The sequence below is a fragment of the Empedobacter sp. GD03865 genome, from assembly GCF_029840775.1.
Taxonomy (GTDB): Bacteria; Bacteroidota; Bacteroidia; order Flavobacteriales; family Weeksellaceae; genus Empedobacter; species Empedobacter falsenii_B.
The window spans coordinates 13,286-37,708 of sequence record NZ_JAOCDF010000019.1; the positions used below are offsets into that span (position 1 = coordinate 13,286).

The 24,423-nt window shown below is 31.5% G+C and carries 24 protein-coding genes; 10 read left to right on the plus strand and 14 right to left on the minus strand.

Annotated features, from left to right (window positions below):
• The first annotated feature begins 218 nt into the window (after window positions 1-218).
• Window positions 219-1,538, plus strand: a complete 1,320-nt coding sequence (locus N5D46_RS08455) for a dihydrolipoamide acetyltransferase family protein (protein WP_280049726.1) — start codon at window positions 219-221, stop codon at window positions 1,536-1,538.
• A 38-nt stretch (window positions 1,539-1,576) separates the two neighbouring features.
• Here N5D46_RS08455 and N5D46_RS08460 read toward each other — a convergent pair whose 3' ends face one another.
• Entirely contained in the window at window positions 1,577-2,152 is a 576-nt protein-coding gene (locus tag N5D46_RS08460; RefSeq protein ID WP_114998862.1) for a DUF3575 domain-containing protein, read from the minus strand.
• Window positions 2,153-2,252: 100 nt separating this feature from the next.
• Here N5D46_RS08460 and N5D46_RS08465 point away from each other — a divergent pair, with 100 nt between their 5' ends.
• Window positions 2,253-2,768 (plus strand): hypothetical protein, encoded by a 516-nt coding sequence (locus N5D46_RS08465; RefSeq protein ID WP_280049727.1) that lies wholly within the window; start codon window positions 2,253-2,255, stop codon window positions 2,766-2,768.
• Here N5D46_RS08465 and N5D46_RS08470 read toward each other — a convergent pair.
• From N5D46_RS08470 to N5D46_RS08480, 3 genes are all read right to left on the minus strand, one after another.
• Window positions 2,740-3,222: a hypothetical protein gene (locus tag N5D46_RS08470; RefSeq protein ID WP_280049728.1), complete on the minus strand. Its 483-nt coding sequence runs from the start codon at window positions 3,220-3,222 to the stop codon at window positions 2,740-2,742. The two genes, N5D46_RS08465 and N5D46_RS08470, sit on opposite strands and share 29 nt — an antisense overlap.
• A 67-nt stretch (window positions 3,223-3,289) precedes the next feature.
• The gene (locus N5D46_RS08475) at window positions 3,290-3,709 is read right to left on the minus strand and encodes a hypothetical protein (RefSeq protein ID WP_219033756.1); all 420 of its coding nucleotides are present in this window, start codon (window positions 3,707-3,709) and stop codon (window positions 3,290-3,292) included.
• Window positions 3,710-3,853: 144 nt separating this feature from the next.
• Window positions 3,854-5,368: a Do family serine endopeptidase gene (locus N5D46_RS08480; RefSeq protein WP_125349428.1), complete on the minus strand. Its 1,515-nt coding sequence runs from the start codon at window positions 5,366-5,368 to the stop codon at window positions 3,854-3,856.
• A 163-nt stretch (window positions 5,369-5,531) separates the two neighbouring features.
• On the opposite strand from N5D46_RS08480, the gene dapF reads away from it, so the two are divergent.
• Genes dapF through N5D46_RS08495 form a run of 3 tightly spaced genes read left to right on the plus strand, consistent with a single transcriptional unit; the run spans window position 5,532 to window position 8,770 of the window.
• Complete coding sequence (dapF, locus tag N5D46_RS08485) at window positions 5,532-6,308, plus strand: diaminopimelate epimerase (RefSeq protein ID WP_125349427.1); 777 nt, start codon at window positions 5,532-5,534, stop codon at window positions 6,306-6,308.
• 9 nt (window positions 6,309-6,317) lie between these two features.
• Entirely contained in the window at window positions 6,318-7,340 is a 1,023-nt protein-coding gene (gene mltG / locus N5D46_RS08490; RefSeq protein ID WP_280049729.1) for an endolytic transglycosylase MltG, read from the plus strand.
• 29 nt (window positions 7,341-7,369) lie between these two features.
• Entirely contained in the window at window positions 7,370-8,770 is a 1,401-nt protein-coding gene (locus N5D46_RS08495) for an FAD-binding protein (protein WP_280049730.1), read from the plus strand.
• A gap of 46 nt (window positions 8,771-8,816) precedes the next feature.
• Here the strand turns inward: N5D46_RS08495 and N5D46_RS08500 are convergent, their stop codons facing one another.
• The 10 genes from N5D46_RS08500 to panB form a co-directional block, all read right to left on the minus strand.
• Window positions 8,817-11,564: a TonB-dependent receptor gene (locus N5D46_RS08500; protein WP_114998873.1), complete on the minus strand. Its 2,748-nt coding sequence runs from the start codon at window positions 11,562-11,564 to the stop codon at window positions 8,817-8,819.
• Between the two features lie 95 nt (window positions 11,565-11,659).
• On the minus strand, window positions 11,660-12,436 hold the full coding sequence (locus N5D46_RS08505; protein WP_114998875.1) for a GLPGLI family protein: 777 nt from the start codon (window positions 12,434-12,436) through the stop codon (window positions 11,660-11,662).
• 139 nt (window positions 12,437-12,575) lie between these two features.
• Window positions 12,576-13,178 carry a bifunctional nicotinamidase/pyrazinamidase gene (pncA, locus tag N5D46_RS08510; RefSeq protein ID WP_280049731.1) on the minus strand — a complete coding sequence of 201 codons (603 nt, stop codon included), beginning with the start codon at window positions 13,176-13,178 and terminating at the stop codon, window positions 12,576-12,578.
• A gap of 98 nt (window positions 13,179-13,276) precedes the next feature.
• Window positions 13,277-14,062, minus strand: coding sequence for a GLPGLI family protein (locus N5D46_RS08515; RefSeq protein WP_180905827.1), 786 nt, complete (start codon window positions 14,060-14,062; stop codon window positions 13,277-13,279).
• A gap of 71 nt (window positions 14,063-14,133) precedes the next feature.
• Entirely contained in the window at window positions 14,134-14,916 is a 783-nt protein-coding gene (locus tag N5D46_RS08520; protein WP_280049732.1) for a GLPGLI family protein, read from the minus strand.
• A 107-nt stretch (window positions 14,917-15,023) separates the two neighbouring features.
• The gene (locus N5D46_RS08525) at window positions 15,024-16,016 is read right to left on the minus strand and encodes a glycosyltransferase family 2 protein (protein ID WP_280049734.1); all 993 of its coding nucleotides are present in this window, start codon (window positions 16,014-16,016) and stop codon (window positions 15,024-15,026) included.
• A gap of 12 nt (window positions 16,017-16,028) precedes the next feature.
• The gene (locus tag N5D46_RS08530; protein WP_280049735.1) at window positions 16,029-16,889 is read right to left on the minus strand and encodes a lipid A biosynthesis acyltransferase; all 861 of its coding nucleotides are present in this window, start codon (window positions 16,887-16,889) and stop codon (window positions 16,029-16,031) included.
• Between the two features lie 24 nt (window positions 16,890-16,913).
• A complete protein-coding gene (locus N5D46_RS08535) occupies window positions 16,914-17,597 on the minus strand; it encodes an RNA pseudouridine synthase (protein WP_280049736.1) in 684 nt (227 codons plus the stop codon).
• A gap of 53 nt (window positions 17,598-17,650) precedes the next feature.
• On the minus strand, window positions 17,651-18,013 hold the full coding sequence (locus N5D46_RS08540; protein WP_280049737.1) for a four helix bundle protein: 363 nt from the start codon (window positions 18,011-18,013) through the stop codon (window positions 17,651-17,653).
• A 107-nt stretch (window positions 18,014-18,120) separates the two neighbouring features.
• On the minus strand, window positions 18,121-18,936 hold the full coding sequence (gene panB / locus N5D46_RS08545; protein ID WP_038331097.1) for a 3-methyl-2-oxobutanoate hydroxymethyltransferase: 816 nt from the start codon (window positions 18,934-18,936) through the stop codon (window positions 18,121-18,123).
• 247 nt (window positions 18,937-19,183) lie between these two features.
• Between panB and N5D46_RS08550 the strand changes: the two genes are divergently transcribed.
• From N5D46_RS08550 to N5D46_RS08570, 5 genes are all read left to right on the plus strand, one after another.
• On the plus strand, window positions 19,184-20,350 hold the full coding sequence (locus tag N5D46_RS08550) for a nucleotide sugar dehydrogenase (RefSeq protein ID WP_280049738.1): 1,167 nt from the start codon (window positions 19,184-19,186) through the stop codon (window positions 20,348-20,350).
• Between the two features lie 17 nt (window positions 20,351-20,367).
• A complete protein-coding gene (gene rfbB, locus N5D46_RS08555; RefSeq protein WP_280049739.1) occupies window positions 20,368-21,414 on the plus strand; it encodes a dTDP-glucose 4,6-dehydratase in 1,047 nt (348 codons plus the stop codon).
• A 61-nt stretch (window positions 21,415-21,475) separates the two neighbouring features.
• Window positions 21,476-22,336 (plus strand): ABC transporter permease, encoded by an 861-nt coding sequence (locus N5D46_RS08560; protein ID WP_280045514.1) that lies wholly within the window; start codon window positions 21,476-21,478, stop codon window positions 22,334-22,336.
• A gap of 18 nt (window positions 22,337-22,354) precedes the next feature.
• The gene (locus tag N5D46_RS08565; RefSeq protein ID WP_280049740.1) at window positions 22,355-23,596 is read left to right on the plus strand and encodes an ABC transporter ATP-binding protein; all 1,242 of its coding nucleotides are present in this window, start codon (window positions 22,355-22,357) and stop codon (window positions 23,594-23,596) included.
• Window positions 23,596-24,384: a class I SAM-dependent methyltransferase gene (locus N5D46_RS08570; RefSeq protein WP_280035265.1), complete on the plus strand. Its 789-nt coding sequence runs from the start codon at window positions 23,596-23,598 to the stop codon at window positions 24,382-24,384. The genes N5D46_RS08565 and N5D46_RS08570 overlap by 1 nt, the downstream gene beginning before the upstream one ends.
• Window positions 24,385-24,423: the final 39 nt, after the last annotated feature.

Consider the following 24,423-nt stretch of genomic DNA (forward strand, 5'->3'; position numbering starts at 1 on the left):
TCAAAAAGTCCCTCAATCTTAGATTGGGGGATTTTTTTATGTAATCAAAACTATCAAATCATTAAAAATAATCTTATAAAAGTTAGATCAATTATTAAATTGATAATTATTTATGATATTAATGCGAATAATTTAAAAATAAAAAGCATTAATCTTTTTAACAGTATTTTTTTGAATCGAAAAAATGTTTAGATTTGTATTTAGCAAATAACACAAGAATGTCTGACTATAAATTAATTCTACCTTCTATGGGAGAAGGTGTAATGGAAGCTACTGTAACAAATTGGATCAAAAATATTGGTGATTCGATTAGTGAAGATGAATCGGTTGTAGAAATCGCAACAGATAAAGTAGATTCTGATGTTCCTTCGCCAGTTGCAGGAGTTTTAAAAGAAATCTTAGTTCCGGTAGATGGAATTGCAAAAGTAGGTGAGCCTATCGCAATTTTGTCTGTTGATGGAGTTGTAGAACAAGCTGATTCGGTAGAAGAAGTAGATACAAGTAGCGATCAGGAAATTGCAGATGCAGCAAAATCTATCGAAGCTGAAGTTGCAACAATCAAAACTGAAACGGTTATTACTTCGTCTGATGATAAATTTTATTCTCCTTTAGTAAAATCTATTGCGAAAGAAGAAGGTGTTTCTCAGGCTGAGTTAGATCAAATTTCAGGTTCTGGAAAAGACGGACGTGTAACGAAAGATGATATTTTGGATTTCGTTAAAAATAGAGGAAATCAACCAGCGAAAACAGTTGTTACGACTTCTGTTGCTGCACCAGTTGCTCAACCTCAAGCACCGCAAGTGCAATCTGCGCCAATTTCTGTTGGTGAAGGAGATGAAATTATCGAAATGGATAGAATGCGTAAAATTATTGCGCAAAATATGCTACAAGCAAAACAAATTGCTCCTCACGTAACGTCTTTCGTAGAAGTTGATATGACGAATATTGTGTTGTGGAGAGATAAAAATAAAAATGAGTTTCAGAAGAAACATGGTGAGAAAATTACGTTTATGCCAATTTTTATCGAAGCTGTAGCAAAAGCAATTCAAGATTTCCCAATGATTAATGTTTCGGTTGATGGAGATAAAATCATCAAAAAGAAAAATATAAATATTGGAATGGCAGCAGCTTTACCAAGTGGAAATTTAATTGTTCCTGTTATCAAAAATGCAGATCAATTTAATTTAGCAGGTTTAGCTTCTCAGGTAAATGATTTAGCAAACCGTGCGCGTAATAATAAATTGAAACCAGTAGAAATTCAAGGAGGAACGTATACAATTACAAATATTGGTTCTTTTGGAAATACATTAGGAACGCCAATTATTCCTCAACCTCAAGTAGCTATTTTGGCTGTTGGTGCAATTGTGAAAAAACCTGCTGTTATCGAAACTCCACAAGGAGATATGATTGCAATTCGTCATAAAATGTACTTATCTCATGCTTACGATCACCGTGTTGTGGATGGAGCTTTAGGAGGTATGTTTGTAAAACGTGTTGCCGAATATCTAGAGGCTTTCGATATGAATACGCCTGTGTAAGAGTAAAATAATACTAGATATAAAAAATCCAACTAATTTTAGTTGGATTTTTTTCGTTTAAATTTATAAGTAAGCATTACACCGCCTTTGTAAAGCAGCCACTCCCCACTTTTATTAAATGATTGCGCAGAATCATATCGTCCGAAATTAGGAGAATCTTCTTTATAATATCCTTTGTAATTTCCTTGAGAGTGTCCTCCACCAACAAAAACATCTAATCCCCAATTTTCGTTAATTTTTACTTGATAACCTATTGTAGCTCCTGTTAAGATTGCTACTCCACGTTGATATTTATCAGTGTTCCAATAATTCCATTTTTGAATATCAAAGAAACCAACTCCAATGTTTGGACCTATATAAAATTTACTAAAAGATTTATCAAAGTAATATCTACCTTCACCAAAAACCATATACATTTGTAAATGATTACCTGCAAATGATTTCCATGGAGAGATAAAACCGTCAGCTTGTAAAGTTATCCTATCTGTGATTGCATGTTCAACACCAAGATTTACCATTGCAAGTGGCATTGTTAACGCATTAACTTTTATTTGTGTTTCTCTTTTTTGAGCAAAGATTGTGGCGGGAAATAACAACCAAATTAATTTATTCATTCGTAATTTTTATCAGTTTACTAGGCTAAGGTAAAAAAAGCAGTTTATTTATATGTTAATTCAAGCTTTTTTATAACTTTACTTAACATTTAAGTACATTATGGCACCAATCATATCAATCCTAATAATATTTTTGATTTTCGGAATTTTTGTTTCGATATTCTTTGTTATTGCGGTATCTGATGCGAAAGTCAGAGAGAAAAATGAACAACATACACTGAAAAGCTTACCAGATCAGGTAGACTTAAAAGCTGTTGTACGTTACAATATTGGGCGTCCGCAAGGGAGATTTCTTAAAATGAAATCTTTTCAGGGAAGTGGTGTATTATATGTACAAGGAGATCAATTAATTTTCAAAGATATTTTAGGTAATGAAGATCATATTTTTGATTTGAAAACATGCAAATTATCTTGGGTTGAGAACAAGATAAACGGTATTACAAATGCTTTTAAAGTTGCTGATCACGAAGCAATCATCTTCTTTTATATTGATAAAGGTGTCTTTATTTTTAATACGATTGAAGAAAATGCGTCGACTTCAGATTTATATATTCGTTTGAAAGAATTGCGTAAAAGTATTAGAAATGCTAAAAAAGCTGAGTCGGCAAGTGAATAGTTAATCCTGCTCGGAAACCGCTCATATCTTTAAAATCTTTATTTTCTCTAAACTCGAAAGAATAACCAGCATTTAACTCTACAATGCTCAAAACTGCGATACCAGCTTTTGGAGTAATTGTCCACGGAGAAACTTCAGTACGGATAACATAAAAAGCGGAGTTAAAGTTAGAGCTATATGGATCACCAGTATTGTTGCGAAAATTGAACATATATCCAGCTCCAACTTCTGGAATTACACGAAATTTGTCTTTCATATAACCCAAATTAGCTTTGGCGCTAAACGTCAAAATATTGTTATTATCTTGTACTAAGAACAAATCTGTTCCAACTTTTCCGTAATTTCCGTTCCAATATTCATAACCAAGATTAATTGTAAAATAATCGGTTAAATTTTGTTGTGCTTTCGCTTGAAAACTAATGATAAAAACAAAGATTGCGATGAACTTTTTCATGTGATAAAATTAATGAATTATTTAGCTTTCTCCCAAAAAATAAATTTTCATCATCATTAATGATTTTTTATTTCAAATTGAAAGGTATATTTACTCCAATTGAAAATTGAAAACCTTTGATAGGTTTAAAACTATCTTTTTCATTAATCTTAAAACCATATCCAAAACCAAAATCTACAAAAGAAGCTAATGAAATACCAGCTTTTGGAGTAATTGTATAAGGTGTAAATTCACTTTCTACAAATGGAAAAATATACATCAACTGGCTCGCGGCAACATATCCTGTAATGCCAACTTCAGGAATTACGTGAAAATTATCTCGCATATATCCCATATTAGCATTTGCGTATAATTTAAAATCAACCATATTATCACCTAAGCCGAAAAGAAAAAATAAACCTGCTTTACCAAAGTTTCCAGATTGATTAGAGTTGCTTAAGGTTGGTCCCCATAGAACTTCTTTTGGATAAGAAAAAGAACTAAACAAAAGAAAGAGTGAAAGAATAATTATTTTTAATAAACATGGGATAGTTTTTCGTTAAACAATTTTAATGTAAAGATAAATAGCTACAACTTATCTTGTTGTAGCTATTTATAATGATTTATTAAAATTTAAAATCGACTCAAAATTTTAATCCATCGTGAATCCTTTTGTATAGATTCGTCCGTAATAATCTGCAAATTTAATTGACACGCGACCTTTATAATTTTTTAAGATTTTTTCGATATCGTCTTGTGAACTTACATTTTTATCATTGATTGATAAGATGATAAATTCTTCTTGAACACCTGCTGCCGCTAATTTTCCTGCATTATCTAGATGTTTTACCATGACACCATAATTAATTCCGAAACTATCTTTTTGACGTTCTGTTAATGGCTCAAATTCTGCACCAAGAACTTCAGTTGGCGTTAAGTCAGATTTGCTTCTCACTTTAGTGCTTCCTTTAGCATCTTTCAATGTGATGTTGTATGTTTTCTCAGAGTTTCCACGTCTTACAGTAAGTGCAACATTGTCACCAGGACGTTTGCTACCTACGATGAATGATAACGACGAGAAAGATGTAATTGGTTTTCCATCTACAGCTGTAATGATGTCTCCTTCTTCGATTCCAGAATCAATTGCAGATCCTTTAGCAACCAATTCAGTTACCATTACTCCATTATCGGTTTTAATGTTCTTTTTGAACTGTTTGTTATATTGTTTTACAGCATCTTCATTCGATAAATCAAAACCTTTGATACCTAAATATCCACGTTGTACAATTCCGTACGATTTAATATCCTCAACAACTTTTTTTACCAAGTTTGCAGGAACAGCAAATCCGTAACCAGAATAAGCTCCTGTTGGCGAAGAAATAGCTGTATTGATACCAATTAAATCTCCGTTTGCATTCACCAAAGCACCACCAGAGTTTCCTGGATTAATCGCTGCATCGGTTTGAATAAACGACTCGATTGGTGATTCAGAATTTTTACCTAAAATATTAATGCTACGACCTTTTGCCGAAACAATACCTGCTGTAACAGTAGATGTCAATCCAAATGGATTACCAACTGCTAACACCCAATCTCCAACATTAATCGCATCAGAATCGACAAATTTTGTGAATGGTAAACCTTTTTCGCTAATTTTCAATAAGGCAATATCTGTACTTGGATCAGTACCAACTAATTCGGCAATATAACTTTTTTGATTATTCAAAGTCACTTCAATTTTAGAAGCACCTTGTATCACGTGATTATTTGTAACAATGTAACCATCTTGTGAAATAATTACACCAGAACCCATTCCAGATGGTTGATCTTGATCTGGTTGCTGTTGTCTTCCTCTTTGTTGTTGTTCTGGTTGCCCGAAAAAGAAATCAAAAGGATCAAAGAATTGCTGTTGTTGTTGCTGTCTTTGATTCGAATAATTTTTGATACTCACAACTGTATGTACAGCTTTATTAGATGCTTGCACAAAGTTTGGCGCATCGTAATTGTAATTTCCTTTATAATCTACAAATTCAAAGTCTCCATTTTTCTGATTACTTGCATTTGTAATAAATGGATTACTTCCATTTTCGTTCATCAAATAAAAACCTCCCATAGTTGTCATAGAGCTCACTAATCCAACTAATAAGTATCCTGTATATTTTTTCATCTTTAATTATATAAGTTTTTAATGTTTTTAGATTAAATCAAATTTAAGACCAAAATTTTAACATTTCAAACCGTTTAACGCATGTTAACACTATATTATAAATCTTTTATAACATTAGTTAAGAGTGACAAAAATGTCTTTACTTTGTTTAAAATTTAAGAAGTTGAAATTAAAATTTTATAAATACCAAGGAGCTGGGAATGATTTTGTCATGATTGATGATCGAGAAAAAACGTTTCCAATCTCTACAGAATTGATTAATAGGCTATGTGATCGTAATTTTGGGATAGGAGCTGATGGTTTGATTTTGTTACAAAATGATGAAAATTCAGACTTCAGAATGGTGTATTTCAATTCGGATGGAAACGAAAGTACAATGTGCGGAAACGGAGGACGTTGTATTATTCGATTTGCAAATGATTTGGATGTGGCTAATGACAAAATGACATTTAATGCGATTGATGGTTTGCATCATGGTATCGTAGATCAAGAAGTTATTCGTTTACAGATGATTGATGTAAATGAAGTAGAAGATCACGACAAATATTTATTTATGAACACAGGTTCGCCGCATCACGTAGAATTTGTGGAAAATGTAAAAGATGTTAATGTTTATAAAAAAGGAAAAGCGATTCGCAATGGAGCGCCCTATTTTGAGAAAGGTTCTAATGTAAATTTTGTTGAAGTAATGCCAGATAAAAGTCTTACGATACGTACATATGAACGTGGAGTTGAGGACGAAACCTTGGCTTGCGGAACAGGAATTACAGCTGCTGCGATTTCTGCTTATGTTAAAAATTTGGTAGACAAAAAAGATATCAAAGTAAAAGCAATGGGAGGAGATTTATCTGTAAATTTTGAAGAAAATAATCATAACTTTGTCAATGTTTGGTTAAATGGACCAGCAGTAAAAGTTTTTGAAGGTGAAATTGAAATTTAATTCAATCCAATGAAAAAATTAAATTTAGTATTAATATTAATCTGTTCATTCGCATTTGTAGGATGTACATTTATAGACGGTTTCAAAGGGAATGCAACCAAAGATGGTTATATCTATATTTCTCGTGGAGCTAAATTTGAACAAGTTTTAGATTCTTTAAAACCATTTTTGAAGGATGTAAAATTGTTCAAACAATATGCAGAAGATGCAGATTATCCAGCAACGATAAAATCTGGAAAATATAAAATATCAAGCTCAGATTCTAACCGCGATATTATTGATCGTTTGCAAGGGGGAGAGCAAGAAGAAGTGAAGCTTCGTATCAAAAATGAGCCAACAATTTATCATTTGGCGGGTTCAGTTTCCAAACAAATTGATATGGATTCTATCGAAGTTTTGACAGCTATTCGTGATTTTGTGAAAGAAAAAAACGATACAACGTTAAACGACGAAACGGTAAAGCAATATTTCATTCCAGAAACGTATTTCGTGTATTGGGGATTAACACCAGAAAAATTTGTTGATAAAATGGTAGCGCAACACGACAAAGTATGGAATGCAGAACGTTTAGCAAAAGCAAAAGCGCTTAACATGACACCTTTACAAGTTACAACATTAGCATCTATTGTTCAATTAGAATCGTCTGATAATATGGATGAACAACAAAAGGTTGCACGAGCATATATGAATCGTTTGGCAAAAGATATGCGTTTAGAAGCCGATCCAACTTCTATTTATGCATATAAAATGGAAAATGGTTGGGATCAAAAAGTGCAACGTGTGTACAAAAAATGGACGTGGTCGTCGAATGCGTACAACACTTATCGTAACAAAGGTTTGCCACCAGCACCAATTTGTTTACCAAATTTAGGAGCAATTGATGCGGTTTTATCACCAGCAAATCACGATTTTATTTTCTTTGTTGCAGATCCTAAAAAACCAGGTTATCACATTTATACCAACGATTATCAGGAACATTTGAAAAATGCTGAGAATTATAGAAATTGGTTAAAAGAGAATAATATTAAATAGTTGTATCTTTAGCTAAACCAATTTTAGCGATGAAACAACCAAATTATACAAAAAGAGAATTCCTAAAACTACTTGGTACAGGTAGTTTAGGGATTTTTTTTATGTCTTTTTATTCGTTTGATGATTTTTTGGATGATGATTTAATAATCTTGACAAAAGATGATGAAAAGTATAATCAATACCGAAAATCATTCAATAAAAGAATTGAGAAATTTCCTAAGATTATAGCAGTTTGTAAATCAGAAACTGGAATAAAAAAAGCAATTGCATTAGCAAACGAAAAGAAACTAAAAATTGCAATTCGAAGTGGAGGGCATAGTTTTGAAGGTTTTTCGAATGTTGATAACGGATTGTTGATTCATCTTGGACTGATGAACAAAATTACGTGGTTGCAAGAGAATAAAGTGAAATTACAACCAGCTTGTTTATTGCAGGAAATTTATGCTAATTTTTTACCTAAGAAAAGAATTATTCCAGCTGGATCATGTGGAACTGTGGCTATTGGTGGTTTGACTTTGGGCGGTGGCTATGGTTTTTTTAGCCGAAAATATGGGTTGACCTGTGATAATCTGCTTCGTGTAAAAATGATCGATTACAAAGGAAATACAATCGACTCTGATAAAGATCCCGATTTACTTTGGGCGTGTAAAGGCGGCGGAAATGGAAATTTTGGCGTTGTAACGGAATTACATTTCAAAACTTATCCAGTCCCACAATCTTTCAGCGGATATCGTATGAAGTTTAATAATTTGACTTCTGATAAATTTGTCAAATTAATTCGACTTTGGTTCCAAGCAACGGAAAAATTACCTAAAGAAGCTTTTTCTGCTTTTGTGTTGAATGGAAAGTTTTTGACCATTTTATTTACCAATTTTGCAGTAAATCAAACAGATTTTGAGAAAATATTTTCGAGTTTAATTCCATTATCGAATGATTATAAACCGATGAAAAATAGAAATCTGGCTGCTGCGCTCAAAAATTATTATGGCGTAACAGAGCCGATTTATTTCAAAAATTCTTCGGCTGGTTTGTACACAGGAATTGAAGACATCGAAAAAGGTTTGGAAGATATTTTTGCAAAAGTTGTTGCTTCTAAAGGAATGATTTATCAGATCAATACTTTGGGAGGAAAAATCAATGAAGTCAAAGCTTCAGATTCTGCTTATCCACATCGTGATATTAATTATTTGAGCGAATTACAAGCATATTGGGATTTGCCTTCGCAAGAAGAAAAGTTGACAAAATCATTTGAAGAAGTGCAACAATTATTAAGAAATCTTGGAAATGTAAAACAGTACCGAAATTATCCAGATATTAATTTTCCTGATGCAAATAATGCTTATTTCGGAAATAATTTGGCTCGATTGCAGCAATTAAAAAAGAAATATGATCCAAATAATTTGTTTGATTATCCACAAGTGATTAAATAGTAAAAGCCCTTCTATAGAAGGGCTTTTACTATTTAATTCATTTATTTTAGAACTTATATCGTAAACTCACGATAAAATATCTTCCCAAAACATTTTTAGTTGTAGTCGATATGTAGTTATCATTAAATCCATTCGAAACAATTACGTTGTTTCCTAATAAATTTCCACCTGTAAGAGTCAAATAAGTTTTCTTCGCAATATTGTATCGTGCAGAAGCATTCCACTCTTTTGCTGTGTTTATTTCTACTCCATCACGGTATTGTAAGCGATAAGAGAAATCGGTCTGAACTAATAATTTACTTGTAGCGGACCAAGCAGCTTCCCCATATGGACGCCAGTTCGTAAATTTCTGTTCAGATAATGATTGATATTTACTTAGGTTTAAATTAACCCCAGCCTTTAATTCAAATTTCTTTTTGAATGTAAATGAGTTCTCTAAATTATATGTTTGATTAAAACTTTTATTGTTAACATCCTTCAAATCATCATTTTTAACAACTCCATTTTCATATTCAATATTTCGTGTAATGGTATAATAATTAGAAGTAGAAATATTACCTGTTAATCGTGCATTGTACCATTTAGCAAAACGCTTCCCAATCATGAAATATCCTGAATAAGTTTCTTGGTTATTACCAGAATTAATTAAGGTATTGAATTGATAGTTATTTACAATTGTATCGTTTCCAGAGATGATAAAATCACGGTTTAAAACAGATTGCGTTTGTATACTTTTTTCTTGTAATGTATAACTCAAATTCGCAAAAATATTAAAGAATGTGAATGAGTTAAAATGACTAAAATTAAGACTTGCTGTATGTGTCAAAGCTTGTCTTAAATTTCTATTTCCGTAGAAAATAGATTGGTAACTTTGAATGGTGTACGAATCATTAAAATCTTTTGTGTACGGATAGCTATAGCTTTGTGAATAACTTGCGCGAACACTTGTTGCATTGTTGAACTTGTATTGCAAATTCAGGTGAGGTAAAAATTTCGTTTCCGAACGATTTAATTTTTCACCATCTTGGTATTTCGATTTCTCATTAAAGAACGAAACTCCAGCTCCCGCATCTACTTGAAAGTTTCCTAGTTTCTTTGTCAACGTTACATCAGCAAAGGTCTCGTTGTAATCTAAATCTGTATTAGTGATTAATGAATTATCATTCATTAATTTCTGAAAATCATAGATTTTATTTTCAAAATCTTGCGTACTAAAATTTGTTCCAACCTTAATTTTAAGGTTAGATGTATTTGTCAACAAGTGATTGTAGATTCCGTATAATTGAACAGTGTTCAAAACAAAATTTTGATCTTGATTGATATTATATTGATTATTTACTTGAGATAAATTCTTGAACAAATTAAAAGACGAGAACGGATTTGCTGTTGATAAAACATTGTAATCTGGCGTATCTTTTTGATATTGATGACGGAAATATAAACCAACATTATCATCGCGTCCAACTTTACGGATGTAAGATAAAGTTTGTGATAAAGAGTAATTCTTTTGTTCAGAATTTACATTTCTAAAGCTATTTTTTTGATCGTTATAATAGCTATCAACCAATTGTTCGTTTTCGCTATCTAAATAATTAAAGTTTAAGCGATATTTAATTTGTCCTTTATCATTCGGATTATAATCTAAACGCAAACGCGACATTCCCATCAAAATATTGCTCTTATTTTGTTCCTGATCGACAGTTGTATAAGGTGTTTCGATGTTGTTGTAATAACGTTCTGATTTAGAATTGTAACGAATGTTATTTGTATTAAGTAAACCAAACCCAGAGATTTTTAGTTTCTTATTTGGTTCAACACCAAAATGCACAGCACCATTATAGGTATTCATACTCGGCGCATCATTTTTTGTCATTAAGTTTAGATTGTTCGAATTTCCTCTTAATGAATAGATACTTCCTTCAGAATTAAATTCAGAGTACCCACCAAAGAAGCTCATATAATCATCTTGATCAAAAACTTGTTTCCCGAATGTATTAAAATCATTGATTAAAGTTCCGTCTGTTTTTTCTGAGAAATAGAAAATTTTAGCTTGCGCATCTGTATGTTTGTCCGCATCTCCACCTAGTGTTACATTACCAAATGCAAGACGTTTCATATCATCTTTTAGTTCGATGTTTAACGAGAATTGTTCGTCATCTTCTTGTAATGAAGAAGCAAAAGGATTTGATTTGAACTTAGTGTTTAATTGAATTTTAGAAACCGCATCCGAAGGTAAATTTTTGTTCAATAATTTTTCGTTACCACCCAAAACTTCACGTCCACCAACTGTTACTTGCGACATAGGTTTACCTTTGTACATTACCTTTCCATTTTGAACTTCAATTCCAGGTAATTTTTTAAGAATATCTTCTAATGTTTCCTCATTTCCAACTTTGAAAGAATCTGCATCAAACTCAATTGTATCACCTTTTACTTTGATTGCTTGTTGAGCTTTTACAATTGTTTCTTTTAAGGAAATTTCTTTTCCTTGTTTAAGCTTTATTTTTTTGTTGACATTTTCAGTCAAATCAACATTCTCAACATATGTTTCGTAACCAGCTTGCTCAATTTCGATGTCATATTTTTGTCCACAAGGCAATTTGAATTCAAATTCACCCATATTGCTTGTAAAAACAAAACCTTTGCCTTCGTTTTTACTATCAAAAATAGAGACAGAAGCGTCTGTAACAGGAATTCCAGCATCATTTGCAACAGATCCTTTTAATTTACATTCTTGCGCAAACGAGATTTGAGCTGCAGAAGTAAATAAAATTAGATAGAGTAATTTCTTCATATGTATTTTTTAGTTGATGACTCAAATAGAGTTTTTTGTAAAACACATCTGTTTATGTGTTAGAAACAGATGTGTTTTTATATGTTTTGAATGAATTATTTAGTGTCTAGACCTCCATTCATTTGTTCTTGCATTTTTTTCTGAATATCCATTACGATTTTCATAAATTGATCTTGTGTTACAACTTCTCCTTTTGTAGGTAAAGCAATTTTCAATTCTTTTTCAGAAATTTTTAAATCTTTCAATGTGTAAATTAATTTGGCTCCATTTGCCTCAAACTCAGCTTTTATAATCAAACCTGGCAATCCAGCTAAAGAAGTTGGTCCATCTTTTACAGGGATTTCTGGCGCATACCAAGCTGTCACAGGAATAGAATCCATCATAACGCCTTCTGCTTTTGTCGCTTTGTAACCAGCTATATCAGTTTTTTCACGTGAGATTTTCCATTTAAAATCTGGAATTTGATCTTTAATCAAATATTGTTTTACACCCATATCAACTTCTTTGTAATACAAATTTGGAGTTACAGTAAAGTCTTTATAAGTTGGTTTATTATCCATAGCAGCCATTTGTTGAGCGATTATTCCTAATCCACCTTGTCCATTATTGACTTTTTCTTCTAATGTGAAAGTAGAATACTTAGAATTACTTTTAAAGAAATACGTCATAAAAATTCCTGCATCAATTTCGGCTTTTAGCATTCCTCCAACTTGAGCTCTGTACGCTTCTGGAATAGTTTTCATGGTTTTTTCGTAATCCATTTTAACTTCCATTACATAAGTTGCATCGATATTTAGTGTTTTATTGTCTTGTGCTATAGAAACTGTAGTTGTGACAATTCCTAAGGCAAATGTTAAGATTGCTTTCTTCATAATTGTTGTATTTGTCTAATTAGTCTGCTTTTGTAGACTAATGTTACAGATATTTTTTGAATTTATTCTAAAAAATAAAATGTCATTCAAAAAGTTAAGTATTTTCAAATGACATTTTTATCTAGCGATTTATTTTTTTTTATAATAAATACGTCGAGACATTTCCTCCTTTTTTGATAAAATCTTCTTTCAATTCATCAAAAAGTTCTTGGTTAATAGCCTTTGTTGTTCCTTCTAAAATATATGTTGTATATCCCAATTCTAAAGCATCTTTTGCTGTATAATACACACAATAATCAGCTGCTAAACCGCAAATGTATACACTCGTTACATTATGATCTTTCAAAAATCCATTTAGCCCTGTTGGATTCTTTTTATTCACATCAAAAAAAGCACTATACGAATCAACTTCTGGATTCATACCTTTTCGGATGATTGCACTTATTTTATTTTGCTTGATATCTTTGTGTATTTCTGCTCCTTTAGTGCCTTGTACACAATGATCTGGCCACAAAATTTGACGATTTCCACCTAATTCGATTACATCAAAAGGTTGTTTATCTGTGTGTTGCGAAGCAAAACTTTTGTGATTTGCTGGATGCCAATCTTGCGTTGCCACAACAACATCATACTTTTCTTGCAATTTATTTATGCGTTCGATAATTTTATCTCCATCATTCACAGCTAACGAACCTCCTGGTAAAAAATCGTATTGCATATCTACGATGATTAAAGCTTTCATAGTATTTTATTTCTTAAGATTAATTTAGAATTAAATATAAGTTTTATAATATGAAATTGAACCAATTTTTATGAAAATTAATCGAATTTTAAGAAACCTTAATCTCGTTTATTTACGCCAGAATTTCTCATTTCTTCGAAACGTGAGCGTTGTTCTTGCATCAATTTATCAAATTCTGTTTGAGAAATAGCACCTTTATCTTTTGGTTTTTCGATTGGTTTTGTATTTGTTGATGTTTTGATATCTGTCAAAGAAATAATTTTAGAACCTTTAAACATTCCTCTGTTAATCTCTGTTTGTACTTCTGCGATTAAACCTGGTAATCCCCAATAATTTTCTGGACCAGTTTTATATTTCAAAGTTGGAATGTACCAAACTGTTGTCTGAACGCTATCAATAATAGCAGTTGCTTTTTTGGCTTCGTTTCCTAAAATTGTTTTCGTTTCACGCGTTAATTTCCAATCAAAATTTTGCAAAGAATCTTTCACAACATAACTTTTCCCCATCATGTTTTGCTCTTTTAAAAGCAAATGATTTGTACTATTTTTATAAATATTATCTCCATTCATCGACATCATTCGCATCCCGCCACCACGTGGACCTCGTAATCCTTGACTTTGATCATTTGATATTTTTTCAACCATTTTATACAAGGATTCGTCTCCCAAAATAGTCAACTTAGCTTCTTGCGGCTCTTGAATGTTTTTCTTGAATTGCTCTTGCATTTCTTTTGGCATCGTACGTCCATTACCACCACTAGGAGGTTGAAACGTAAAATCGTCTGGTAAAATGATACGTGTTGTGTACGAAACTTCTACTTTTTCTTGTTGCGCAAAGGCCGAAAAACTAAATAGTAAAACAAAAACTGAAATTATTTTTTTCATTTTAAATGTGCTTATAGTTCTTAGACAAGAAATTGTATGAAATGTTTAACGATTGATAAAAAATATTTTCTTTAATCCTTACTCACACCTTCAGAACTCATCTGTTTTAATCTTTCCATGGCTTTTGCACTCAACGCTTTATATTCTTCGTTGGTGATTGTATTCTTATCTTTTGGTTTTTCGATTGGTTTGAGGTTTGGGATTTCTTTGACTTCTGTTGCGCGAATAATACTGCTTTCTATTCCTTTATTTTTTGAATTTTTGATTTCTACTTCTAATATCAACCCGGGTAAACCATTGTAAACTCCAGGTCCATCTTTTATCGCAATACTTGGAGTATACCATGCAGTTACAGTTGTTGTGCTATCCACAATTGCGATTGCTTTTTTGACATCAAAACCAATTAATTTCTTTGTTTCGCGTGTCAATTGCCATTTGTATTCAGTTAATTTATCTTTTATTGTATAAGTTTTGTCAAATGATTTTACACTTTTCAAATATTCTTTTGTATTCAAATTCTTGAACAACCCATTTCCTGAATCTCCAAAACTCATCGAAACTCTCATTCCGTTTCCTCCTTGTTGATTATCTATTTTTTCAACTTTATTGTAAGACGATTCGTTTTCATTGATTGTTAAGATAAAATCTTTTGGCTCTTGCATATTCTTAATCATGTCATTGTAGACATCAGTCGGAATTTGGCTTTCTTTACCATTTGTAGAAAATTTTACAGAACCTTTAAATTCTTCTGCATTTACTTTTACAATTTCTTGATAATTCACTTCAAGTTTTTGTGCAAAAGACGAAGTTGTAAGTAGAACGCAATAAGTAAATAATGTAACTATTTTTTTCATTGTAGTTTGATTTGTTGTACAATGATAGTAATATTTTTATATTCTACAATAATAGAATTAAAAAAATTATAGAAATTTTAAGAAATGATTTAATATTTGATGACTGATTATTTCAAATCCTTAAAGTATTGACGTTTTTTGATAAAATACTGAAAAGGCAATAATTCTTTATCAGAATAGTTTTTAATTTGATGTTGTTGACGTTTTTTATACATTTTTATAAAACCAAAATAAAAATGCATATGTGATAAGAAAACAGCCCAAACATGTGGAAGTCCTTGTTTTGGTAAAAAGGCAACAGCAGCAATTCCATCCATAGAAAGACGAGTGAAAAGCATCGGAAAAAGTTTGTTTGTAGGTAGATTTTTAAGCATCATCCACAAACTATTTCGGTAATTTAGATACCATTTTTTTGGATTGGATTTATCCAAAGTTGCACCGCCCAAATGATAAACAGTTGATTCTCCACAATAATAAATTTTTCGCCCAGCATTGTTTAATCGCCAACACAAATCGATTTCTTCCATGTGTGCAAAGAATTCTTCGTCAAAACCATTTTGTTCAAAGAAATCTTTTTTTCGGATGAATAAACTTGCACCCGTAGCCCAAAAAATTTGTGTGGTGTCGTTGTATTGTCCATTGTCTTTTTCTAAAGTTGAAAAAACACGTCCTCGACAAAATGGATAACCAAATTTATCAATAAAACCTCCTCCTGCACCGGCATATTCAAAATACTCTTTGTTTTTGTAGTCTAATATTTTGGGTTGAATTGCGGCGATATCAGGATTGTTGTCAAACAATTTTTCAATTGGTTCTATCCAATTTTCAGTTACTTCGACATCCGAATTTAATAAACAGAAATATTCTGCATCAATTTCTTTTAAACCTTCGTTATAGCCTTGTGCAAAGCCATAATTTCCTTTGTTCTGAATGATTTTGACAGAAGGAAATTGAGTTGTTAACAATTCGATTGAGTTGTCAGTCGACGCATTATCAATTACATAAATTGTTGCGTTTTTAGAATTGTTAATAACCGAAGGTAAAAATTGAGGCAATAATTTTTCGCCATTCCAATTTAGGATTGCAATTGCTGTTTTCATGAATATTTAAAATTACAAATCGGCATATTTCCAACGTTTGTGGCTCCAAAGCCAATTATCTGGATGTTGTTGAATGGTTTGTTCTAAATGATGAAAAAATTGATGAACAATTTCATTTTCTTCAAATTTTTCTTGTTGAGGTTGTAGTCGAATAAAAGTTGTGTGATAATGACCGCGTTTTATTTTTTCGGTTTGACAAAAGACAACAGCCATGTCTTTGCGGCGTGCAATTTTATCAAAACCATTAAAAACAGGCGTTCTCTGATTGAGGAAATCAATAAAATAGTGAACAGCCGATTGTTTTGGACTTTGATCTGCGACAAATAAATAGGCTAATTCTCCATCATTTGGAGCTTTCATCATAAAACGCAACACATCTTTCATGTCTAATGCTTTTGTACCAAAACGACCACGCATAGCGTTGATTTTATCGTTCCAAAAAGGATTTCTGATTTTATGATAAACCGCTGCACTTTCTTTTGTTGGTAAATGTTTTACCGTTCCAATAAACCATTCCCAATTGAAAATATGCCCACACATCATCATGACATCTCGCTTTTCGGCTTTTATTTCATTAAAAACGTCGAGATTAGAATATGTAAATCGTTTGTCCAATTCTTCTTGAGAAATAGAAAAACTTTTTAAAGTTTCAACTAAATAATCACAAAAAATTGCATAGAATTTTTTGTGAATTCTTTTGATTTCTTCCTGAGATTTTTCGGGAAAAGAGTTTTCTAAATTTGTTCTAATGACACGTCTTCTATAACCAATAACTGTGTACAACAGAAAGAACAAAAAATCCGAAAATCTGTATAAAACCGAAAGAGGTAAACGCGAAATTTGAAAAATTATGAAATAAAAAATGCTGTTCATTCGACAAACAAATAAGCGACAAATTTACGAATTAAATTTGTTCGTTGCTTGCCAAATTACATCTTTCGGCACTGGAGCTACGATTGTTATTTCTTCTTTTTTTACAGGATGCTCAAATGTAATGCGATGCGCATGTAAACAAATGCTTCCATCAGGATTAGAACGTTTAGCACCGTATTTCAAATCGCCTTTGATAGGACAACCAACCGAAGAAAGTTGTGCGCGAATTTGATGCGAACGACCTGTAAATAACTTCACTTCGACACAATGAAAAGTATCCAAAGCGCCTAAATAGGTGTATTCTAAAATTGCTTTTTTAGCATCAGGCGTTGGTTTAGAATAAACCGTTGTTTTATTATTTTTTGGATTTTTCTTTAGATAATGTTCCAATCTTTCGAAGTCTTTTGGAGGTTTACTCTGTACAATCGCGCGATAAACTTTGTCAATGTTTCGTTTCTGAAACATTTCGTTCATTCGTGTTAAGGCTTTCGAAGTTTTGGCAAAAATTAAAACGCCAGAAGTAGGTCGATCTAATCGATGAACTAAACCTAAGAAAACATTTCCAGGTTTATTGTCACGTTGTTTTATATAGTCCTTTAGACTATCGATAAGTGGAATGTCTCCCGTTTCGTCTCCTTGTGCTAATTCGCCCGCTTTTTTGTTAATGATTAACAAATGATTGTCTTCGAATAAAATTTCTGGATTCATGTTATTGAGAATAAGGTTTAGACTTAGAGAAAGTCAACCTAATTAATTAGAATTTATTTAATTTTTAATGCTTTTTTGAGTTTATTAATCTCAAAAATTGTAGCATTTAATTCTTCAAGAAGAAGATTTATTGTGTTTTCGTTAAAATATCCAACTTTCTGTCCATAATACAAATGAGATTTTGTTTCGAAAGCCGAACCTTTTGCGATTTCATAATATTTAACTTTATCATTAATACTAGATTTGCCAAAACCTTCAGCAATATTTGCTGAAATACTTTCTGCAGAACGTCTTATTTGTGATGTTAACCCATAATCTTCTGTTCGAGGTAAATTTGAAGTTAACTCAAAAACTTGAACAGCGATATTCATTGCTTTTATCCAAATTGGCATTTCTGTGAAATCGTGATAAGGCATAATTTGAGACAGAGATTAAGTTTAAGAAAATAGACAGAGATTAAGGTTAAGGTTAAGATTGAGTTTTGTCTTTATCTCAACCTCAACCTCAACCTCAACCTCAATCTTTAATATTGTTCATTCACATTTGGAAAGTCGCCTGATTTTACATCAGCAACATATTGTCCAACAGCTTGATGAATTTGATCTTCTAAGTTTAAATATTTGCGAACAAATTTTGGTTTGAATTCGTTGTTTAATCCCAACATATCATGTACAACTAAAACTTGTCCGTCGCAACCAGCTCCTGCTCCAATTCCAATTGTAGGGATATTAACAGAGGCTGTTACTTTAGCAGCTAAATCAGCTGGAATTTTTTCCATTACTAATGAAAAACATCCTAATTCTTCTAATAATTTAGCATCGCTAATTAATTTTTCTGCTTCTGCATCTTCCTTTGCACGCACTTTATATGAACCAAATTGATAGATAGACTGAGGAGTTAAACCTAAGTGTCCCATAACAGGAATACCAGCATTTACGATACGACGAATAGATTCTTCGATTTCTTTCCCTCCTTCTAATTTGATTGCATGTGCACCAGATTCTTTCATGATTCGAACAGAAGATTCTAAGGCTTTTTGTGGGTCAGATTGATAAGTACCAAAAGGTAAATCAACTACAACTAAAGCGCGTTTTGCTCCACGAACGACACATTGTGCATGGTATATCATTTGATCCAAAGTAATTGGCAAAGTAGTTTCGTGACCAGCCATTACATTAGCCGCAGAATCACCAACTAAAATAACTTCAGTTCCAGCCGCATCTACAAGCGAAGCGATTGTAAAATCGTAAGCCGTTAACATCGAAATTTTTTCTCCGGTAAATTTCATGTTACGCACAGTTTCGGTAGTGATACGTTTGATTTCTTTATTTACAGACATTACGTTTATATTTTTAACTTTTGTAAAGTTAATTTGAATATTAAAACAGAACTAATTTTGACTGAAATTTTTTCCAGTTTGACAAATGAAGAACTAGATAATCGGTTCGTTGAAAATGAAATAACAATTTTTACAGTTTTATAAACGTAAATAAGCTTGTCTATTTGCTCATTTTTAGTAAATTGGTATTCGAATTGAGAGAATTTCACTAAATTTGTTCTCTTAAACTAATTTTAAATAACCATAAATGAAAATAGCAATAGTGGGAACAGGCTATGTTGGTCTGTCTAACGCAATTTTATTAGCTCAGCATAATGAGGTAGTGGCGTTAGATGTTGTTCCAGAAAAGATTGCAATGCTCAATGCAAAAAAATCTCCAATTGAAGATAAAGAAATTATAGATTTTTTGCAGAATAAGGAGCTTAATTTTCTTGCGACTTTAGACAAAGAAACTGCGTATGCAAATGCAGAATATGTGATTGTTGCAACGCCTACGGACTATGATCCAAAAACAAATTATTTTAATACATCAAGTGTAGAATCGGTTATAAAGGATGTCAAGCAATATAATCCGAATGCTGTAGTTATTATAAAATCGACTGTTCCGGTTGGTTTTGTTGAAGATTTAAAATCACGATTAGACTATCAAAATATTATTTTTTCTCCTGAATTTTTGCGAGAAGGAAAAGCTTTATACGACAATTTATATCCTTCAAGAATTATTATTGGTGAACAAAGTGAAAGAGCAGAAGTTTTTGCGAATTTGTTGAAAGAAGGAGCAATTAAGAAAGATATTCCGACGTTGTTTACACATTCAACCGAAGCAGAAGCAATCAAATTATTTTCGAATACCTATTTAGCATTGCGTGTCGCTTATTTTAATGAGTTAGATAGCTATGCACAAACATTCAACTTGGATAGTAAACAAATTATCGAAGGAGTTGGTTTGGATCCTCGTATCGGTTCACATTACAACAATCCATCATTTGGATATGGCGGATATTGTTTGCCAAAAGATACGAAGCAGTTATTGGCGAATTATGATGCGGTTCCAAATAATATCATTCAAGCAATTGTTGATGCAAACAGAACGCGAAAAGATTTCATTGCCGATTCTATTATCGCAAAAAATCCTAAGAAAGTTGGGGTTTATCGCTTGATTATGAAATCTGGTTCTGATAACTTTAGAGCTTCAGCTATTCAAGGCGTGATGAAACGTATCAAAGCAAAAGGAATAGAGGTTGTTGTTTACGAACCAGTTCTGAAAGAAGATACGTTCTACGGATCGAAAGTAACGAAAGATTTAGAAACTTTTAAGGCAGCATGTGATGTGATTATCTCGAATAGAAATGCACCTGAATTGTCTGACGTGAAAGAGAAAGTTTATACGCGCGATTTGTTTGGAAACGATTAAATAACAACTAAAATACTATGAAAACTATTTTAATTACAGGTGGAGCTGGATTTATCGGTTCTCACGTTGTAAGAGAATTTGTCTTAAAATATCCTGAAACGAAGATTATCAACCTTGATGCGTTGACGTATGCTGGAAATTTAGAGAATTTGAAAGATATCGAAAGTAAATCAAATTACGAATTCGTAAAAGCTGATATTACTGACGCAAAACATATATTAGAGGTTTTTGAAAAACATCAGCCAGATGGTGTTATTCATTTAGCTGCCGAATCTCACGTGGATCGTTCTATTACAAATCCGTTGGATTTTGTGATGACGAATGTGATTGGAACAGTAAACTTATTGAATGCTGCAAAAACGATTTGGAACAATAATTTCGAAGGAAAACGTTTTCATCATGTTTCAACAGATGAGGTTTTTGGCGCTTTGGGTGATGAAGGTTTTTTTACGGAAGAAACTTCTTATGATCCGCATTCGCCATATTCGGCTTCAAAAGCATCTTCAGATCATTTTGTGAGAGCTTATCATGATACGTACGGTTTACCAATTGTGATGACAAATTGTTCAAATAATTACGGACCAAATCATTTTCCAGAAAAATTGATTCCGTTATGTATTCATAATATTTTGAACGGAAATCCACTTCCAATTTACGGAGATGGAAAATATACACGCGATTGGTTATTTGTGATCGATCATGCCAAAGCGATTGATTTAGTTTTCCATGAAGGGAAAAATGGAGGTTCTTACAATGTAGGAGGTTTCAACGAATGGAAAAACATCGATTTGGTGAAAGAATTGTGCAAGCAAATGGATGAAAAATTAGGGAAAGAAGCAGGAACTTCAGAACAATTAATCACATTTGTGAAAGATCGTCCAGGACACGATTTGCGTTATGCAATTGATGCGACTAAAATCAACGAAGAATTAGGCTGGAAACCAAGTGTGACGTTTGAGCAAGGTTTGAGTCTAACAATTGATTGGTTTTTATCAAACAAAGAATGGCTAGACAATGTAACATCTGGAGATTACCAAAATTATTACGAAAAACAATATAATTAAATAGTTTTAGGTTTTGGAAAAAGAACCTAAAAATTTTAAACAACCTAAATTTATTTATTTTATGAGTTTAAACTCAGAAACAAATCAAAGTTGGTCTAATGTAATTACTTCAAAAAATAGTTTATTTTCTTTAAATTTAAAAGAAGTTTGGCGTTACCGAGATTTGGTTTATATGTTGGTGAAGCGTGATTTTATTACGTCTTTTAAACAAACCATCTTAGGACCAATTTGGTTTTTTATCAATCCGATTCTTACAACAGTAATGTTTGTTATTATTTTTGGAAGAGTGGCAGGTTTATCAACTGATGGGACTCCAATGTTTGCTTTTTATTTAGCAGGAAATATACTTTGGAATTATTTTTCTTCTTGTCTTACAGGAACAGCTTCAGTATTTAGAGGGAATGCTTCTATTTTTGGAAAAGTCTACTTTCCTCGTTTGGTCATGCCGCTTTCTGTTGTAACGTCTAACTTAATGCGATTCGGTGTTCAGTTCACATTATTTATTATAGTTGTGTTGTATTATTATTTTACTGGTGCATCTATAGAACCAAATATGTGGTTATTAGCAACACCATTTTTAATTATTTTAATGGCTGCATTTGCACTAGGAACAGGAATGATTTTATCATCTTTGACAACGAAATATCAAGATGTGAATATGTTATTAGGTTTTGGAGTTTCATTAGCTATGTACGCAACACCGGTCATTATGCCCTTATCATCTTTTCCTGATAAATACAGATGGTTGGTAGAACTAAATCCTCTAACGGGAATATTTGAATGTTTCAAATATGGATTTTTAGGAAAAGGAGATTTTACAATTGGTTTATTAGGTTACTCAACATTGGTGATTTTTGTACTTTTAGTTATTGGAACATTAATTTTCAATAAAGTTGAAAAATCATTTATGGATACTGTTTAATTTTTTTAGAATTTAATTATGTCAAAAAATATAGTTTTAGATGTTGAAAATGTTTCAAAACAGTATCGTTTAGGAGAAGTAGGAACAGGAACATTGCAACATGATATAAAAAGATGGTTTGCTTCTATTCAAGGAAAGGAAGATCCTTATCTTAAAATTGGAGAAACCAATGATCGTACTCAAAAAGGAGATTCGGATTACGTTTGGGCTTTAAAAGATATTAATTTTCAAGTAGAGCAAGGACAGGCTGTCGGAATTATTGGTCGTAATGGAGCAGGTAAATCAACCTTATTGAAACTTCTTTCGCGAGTTACAAAGCCAACAACAGGGGCTATAAAATACAAAGGTCGTATCGCTTCGTTGTTAGAAGTGGGTACTGGCTTTCACCCAGAAATGACGGGTCGTGAAAATATTTATTTGAACGGTGCTATTCTTGGAATGACACGAAAAGAAATCACCCGCAAATTTGATGAAATTGTAGATTTCGCAGGTGTAGAACGTTATATTGACACTCCTGTTAAACGTTATTCATCAGGAATGTATGTTCGTTTAGCATTTGCTGTTGCAGCACATTTAGAGTCTGAAATTCTGATAGTTGATGAGGTGCTTGCCGTTGGTGATGCCGAGTTTCAAAAGAAATGTTTAGGAAAAATGGGTGATGTAACCAAAGGAGAAGGTAGAACAGTTCTTTTTGTTAGTCATAATATTTCTTCAGTAAAGCAGTTATGTAATTATGGTATTTATATGAAAAATGGATTAATTTCTCAAACAGGTGAAATTGAAGAAATAATAAATATTTATTTAAGTGATTTTAACAACAAGAACTCTGTTTTTAAAACAAAAGTTCAGAGAAATGAATTAATTTATTTTAAAGAAGTTAAGATTCTTAATGAATTAAATATACCAACAGCTATTTTTGATTACGATGATAAAATAATAATTGAAGTTAATATTGAAAATTTATCTATTATAACTGATAGTAAATTATTTATTACAGTAAATGATTTATTTGAAAATAGAATTTTTTCTTCAGAAACTAATATTATAAAAGATAAAGATAGATATGTGCTAGAAATTGAATCTAAATTTTTAGCTGTAGGAAACTATAATTTAACATTATTTATTCATATACCAAAATTAAAAAGATATGATGAAATTAACAATGTATGTCATTTTGAAGTAATTGATACAAAATCACCTTTTTTAATACATGGTAGTTATAATCATGGAATTGTATATAATAAATCTAATTGGAAATAATGAAATTAAAATTTATAAAATCAAATCAAATAGTTATTAATAATGCAGAACTATTTAAAATACATTTAGCAGAAAAATATCTGGAAAATGAATTTTATAAGAATACGGAATTTTTAACAAATTCAGAATTATCCAAATTATATAAAAGAACCGATATAATTAATTTTATTTTATCTCAATTTGATCAACCTACGACTTATTTAGAAATAGGTGTAAGAAGAAGAGAAGATAATTTTAATTTAATTAATTCTGATATTAAATACAGTGTAGACCCTGGATTTGAAGATGAATTAAATGATGTTGATTTTAAAGTAACAAGTGATATTTTTTTTGATGGATTGGATAATAATACTTTTTTAGATAAAAATATAAGATTTGATGTAATATTTATAGATGGATTACATTTGGCTGAACAAGTTGAAAAAGATATTTATAATTCATTAAGATATCTAAAAGATGATGGGTTTATAATAATGCACGATTGTAATCCACCAACTGAGTTTCACGCTTCTGAAAATTATGATTTTAAATTATCACCATCAAAAGGATTTTGGAATGGAACAACCTGGAAAAGTTTTTTTAAAAATAGATTAAGAAATGATATCTCATCATGTTGTATTGATACTGATTGGGGAGTTGGAATTATTTCAAAAACAAAAAAAATGGGAGAACCTACAAATGTTTATAATCCTTTTTTTGAATATAAAATTTTTGAAAAATTTAGAAAAGAAAGTTTAAACCTTATTTCTTTTGAAGATTTTAAAAAAATGTTTAATTCAAAAAGTTGAGCTTAAATATTGAAATAGTTTTGGGATGAGTAATAAAAA

Bases quoted from the DNA above. Each gene is read 5' to 3' on its own strand.
- N5D46_RS08455 (WP_280049726.1), top strand. From the start codon at position 219: ATGTCTGACTATAAATTAATTCTACCTTCTATGGGAGAAGGTGTAATG.
- N5D46_RS08460 (WP_114998862.1), bottom strand. From the start codon at position 2,152: ATGAATAAATTAATTTGGTTGTTATTTCCCGCCACAATCTTTGCTCAA.
- N5D46_RS08465 (WP_280049727.1), top strand. From the start codon at position 2,253: ATGGCACCAATCATATCAATCCTAATAATATTTTTGATTTTCGGAATT.
- N5D46_RS08470 (WP_280049728.1), bottom strand. From the start codon at position 3,222: ATGAAAAAGTTCATCGCAATCTTTGTTTTTATCATTAGTTTTCAAGCG.
- N5D46_RS08480 (WP_125349428.1), bottom strand. From the start codon at position 5,368: ATGAAAAAATATACAGGATACTTATTAGTTGGATTAGTGAGCTCTATG.
- mltG (WP_280049729.1), top strand. From the start codon at position 6,318: ATGAAAAAATTAAATTTAGTATTAATATTAATCTGTTCATTCGCATTT.
- N5D46_RS08495 (WP_280049730.1), top strand. From the start codon at position 7,370: ATGAAACAACCAAATTATACAAAAAGAGAATTCCTAAAACTACTTGGT.
- N5D46_RS08500 (WP_114998873.1), bottom strand. From the start codon at position 11,564: ATGAAGAAATTACTCTATCTAATTTTATTTACTTCTGCAGCTCAAATC.
- N5D46_RS08505 (WP_114998875.1), bottom strand. From the start codon at position 12,436: ATGAAGAAAGCAATCTTAACATTTGCCTTAGGAATTGTCACAACTACA.
- pncA (WP_280049731.1), bottom strand. From the start codon at position 13,178: ATGAAAGCTTTAATCATCGTAGATATGCAATACGATTTTTTACCAGGA.
- N5D46_RS08515 (WP_180905827.1), bottom strand. From the start codon at position 14,062: ATGAAAAAAATAATTTCAGTTTTTGTTTTACTATTTAGTTTTTCGGCC.
- N5D46_RS08520 (WP_280049732.1), bottom strand. From the start codon at position 14,916: ATGAAAAAAATAGTTACATTATTTACTTATTGCGTTCTACTTACAACT.
- N5D46_RS08525 (WP_280049734.1), bottom strand. From the start codon at position 16,016: ATGAAAACAGCAATTGCAATCCTAAATTGGAATGGCGAAAAATTATTG.
- N5D46_RS08530 (WP_280049735.1), bottom strand. From the start codon at position 16,889: ATGAACAGCATTTTTTATTTCATAATTTTTCAAATTTCGCGTTTACCT.
- N5D46_RS08535 (WP_280049736.1), bottom strand. From the start codon at position 17,597: ATGAATCCAGAAATTTTATTCGAAGACAATCATTTGTTAATCATTAAC.
- N5D46_RS08540 (WP_280049737.1), bottom strand. From the start codon at position 18,013: ATGCCTTATCACGATTTCACAGAAATGCCAATTTGGATAAAAGCAATG.
- panB (WP_038331097.1), bottom strand. From the start codon at position 18,936: ATGTCTGTAAATAAAGAAATCAAACGTATCACTACCGAAACTGTGCGT.
- N5D46_RS08550 (WP_280049738.1), top strand. From the start codon at position 19,184: ATGAAAATAGCAATAGTGGGAACAGGCTATGTTGGTCTGTCTAACGCA.
- rfbB (WP_280049739.1), top strand. From the start codon at position 20,368: ATGAAAACTATTTTAATTACAGGTGGAGCTGGATTTATCGGTTCTCAC.
- N5D46_RS08560 (WP_280045514.1), top strand. From the start codon at position 21,476: ATGAGTTTAAACTCAGAAACAAATCAAAGTTGGTCTAATGTAATTACT.
- N5D46_RS08565 (WP_280049740.1), top strand. From the start codon at position 22,355: ATGTCAAAAAATATAGTTTTAGATGTTGAAAATGTTTCAAAACAGTAT.
- N5D46_RS08570 (WP_280035265.1), top strand. From the start codon at position 23,596: ATGAAATTAAAATTTATAAAATCAAATCAAATAGTTATTAATAATGCA.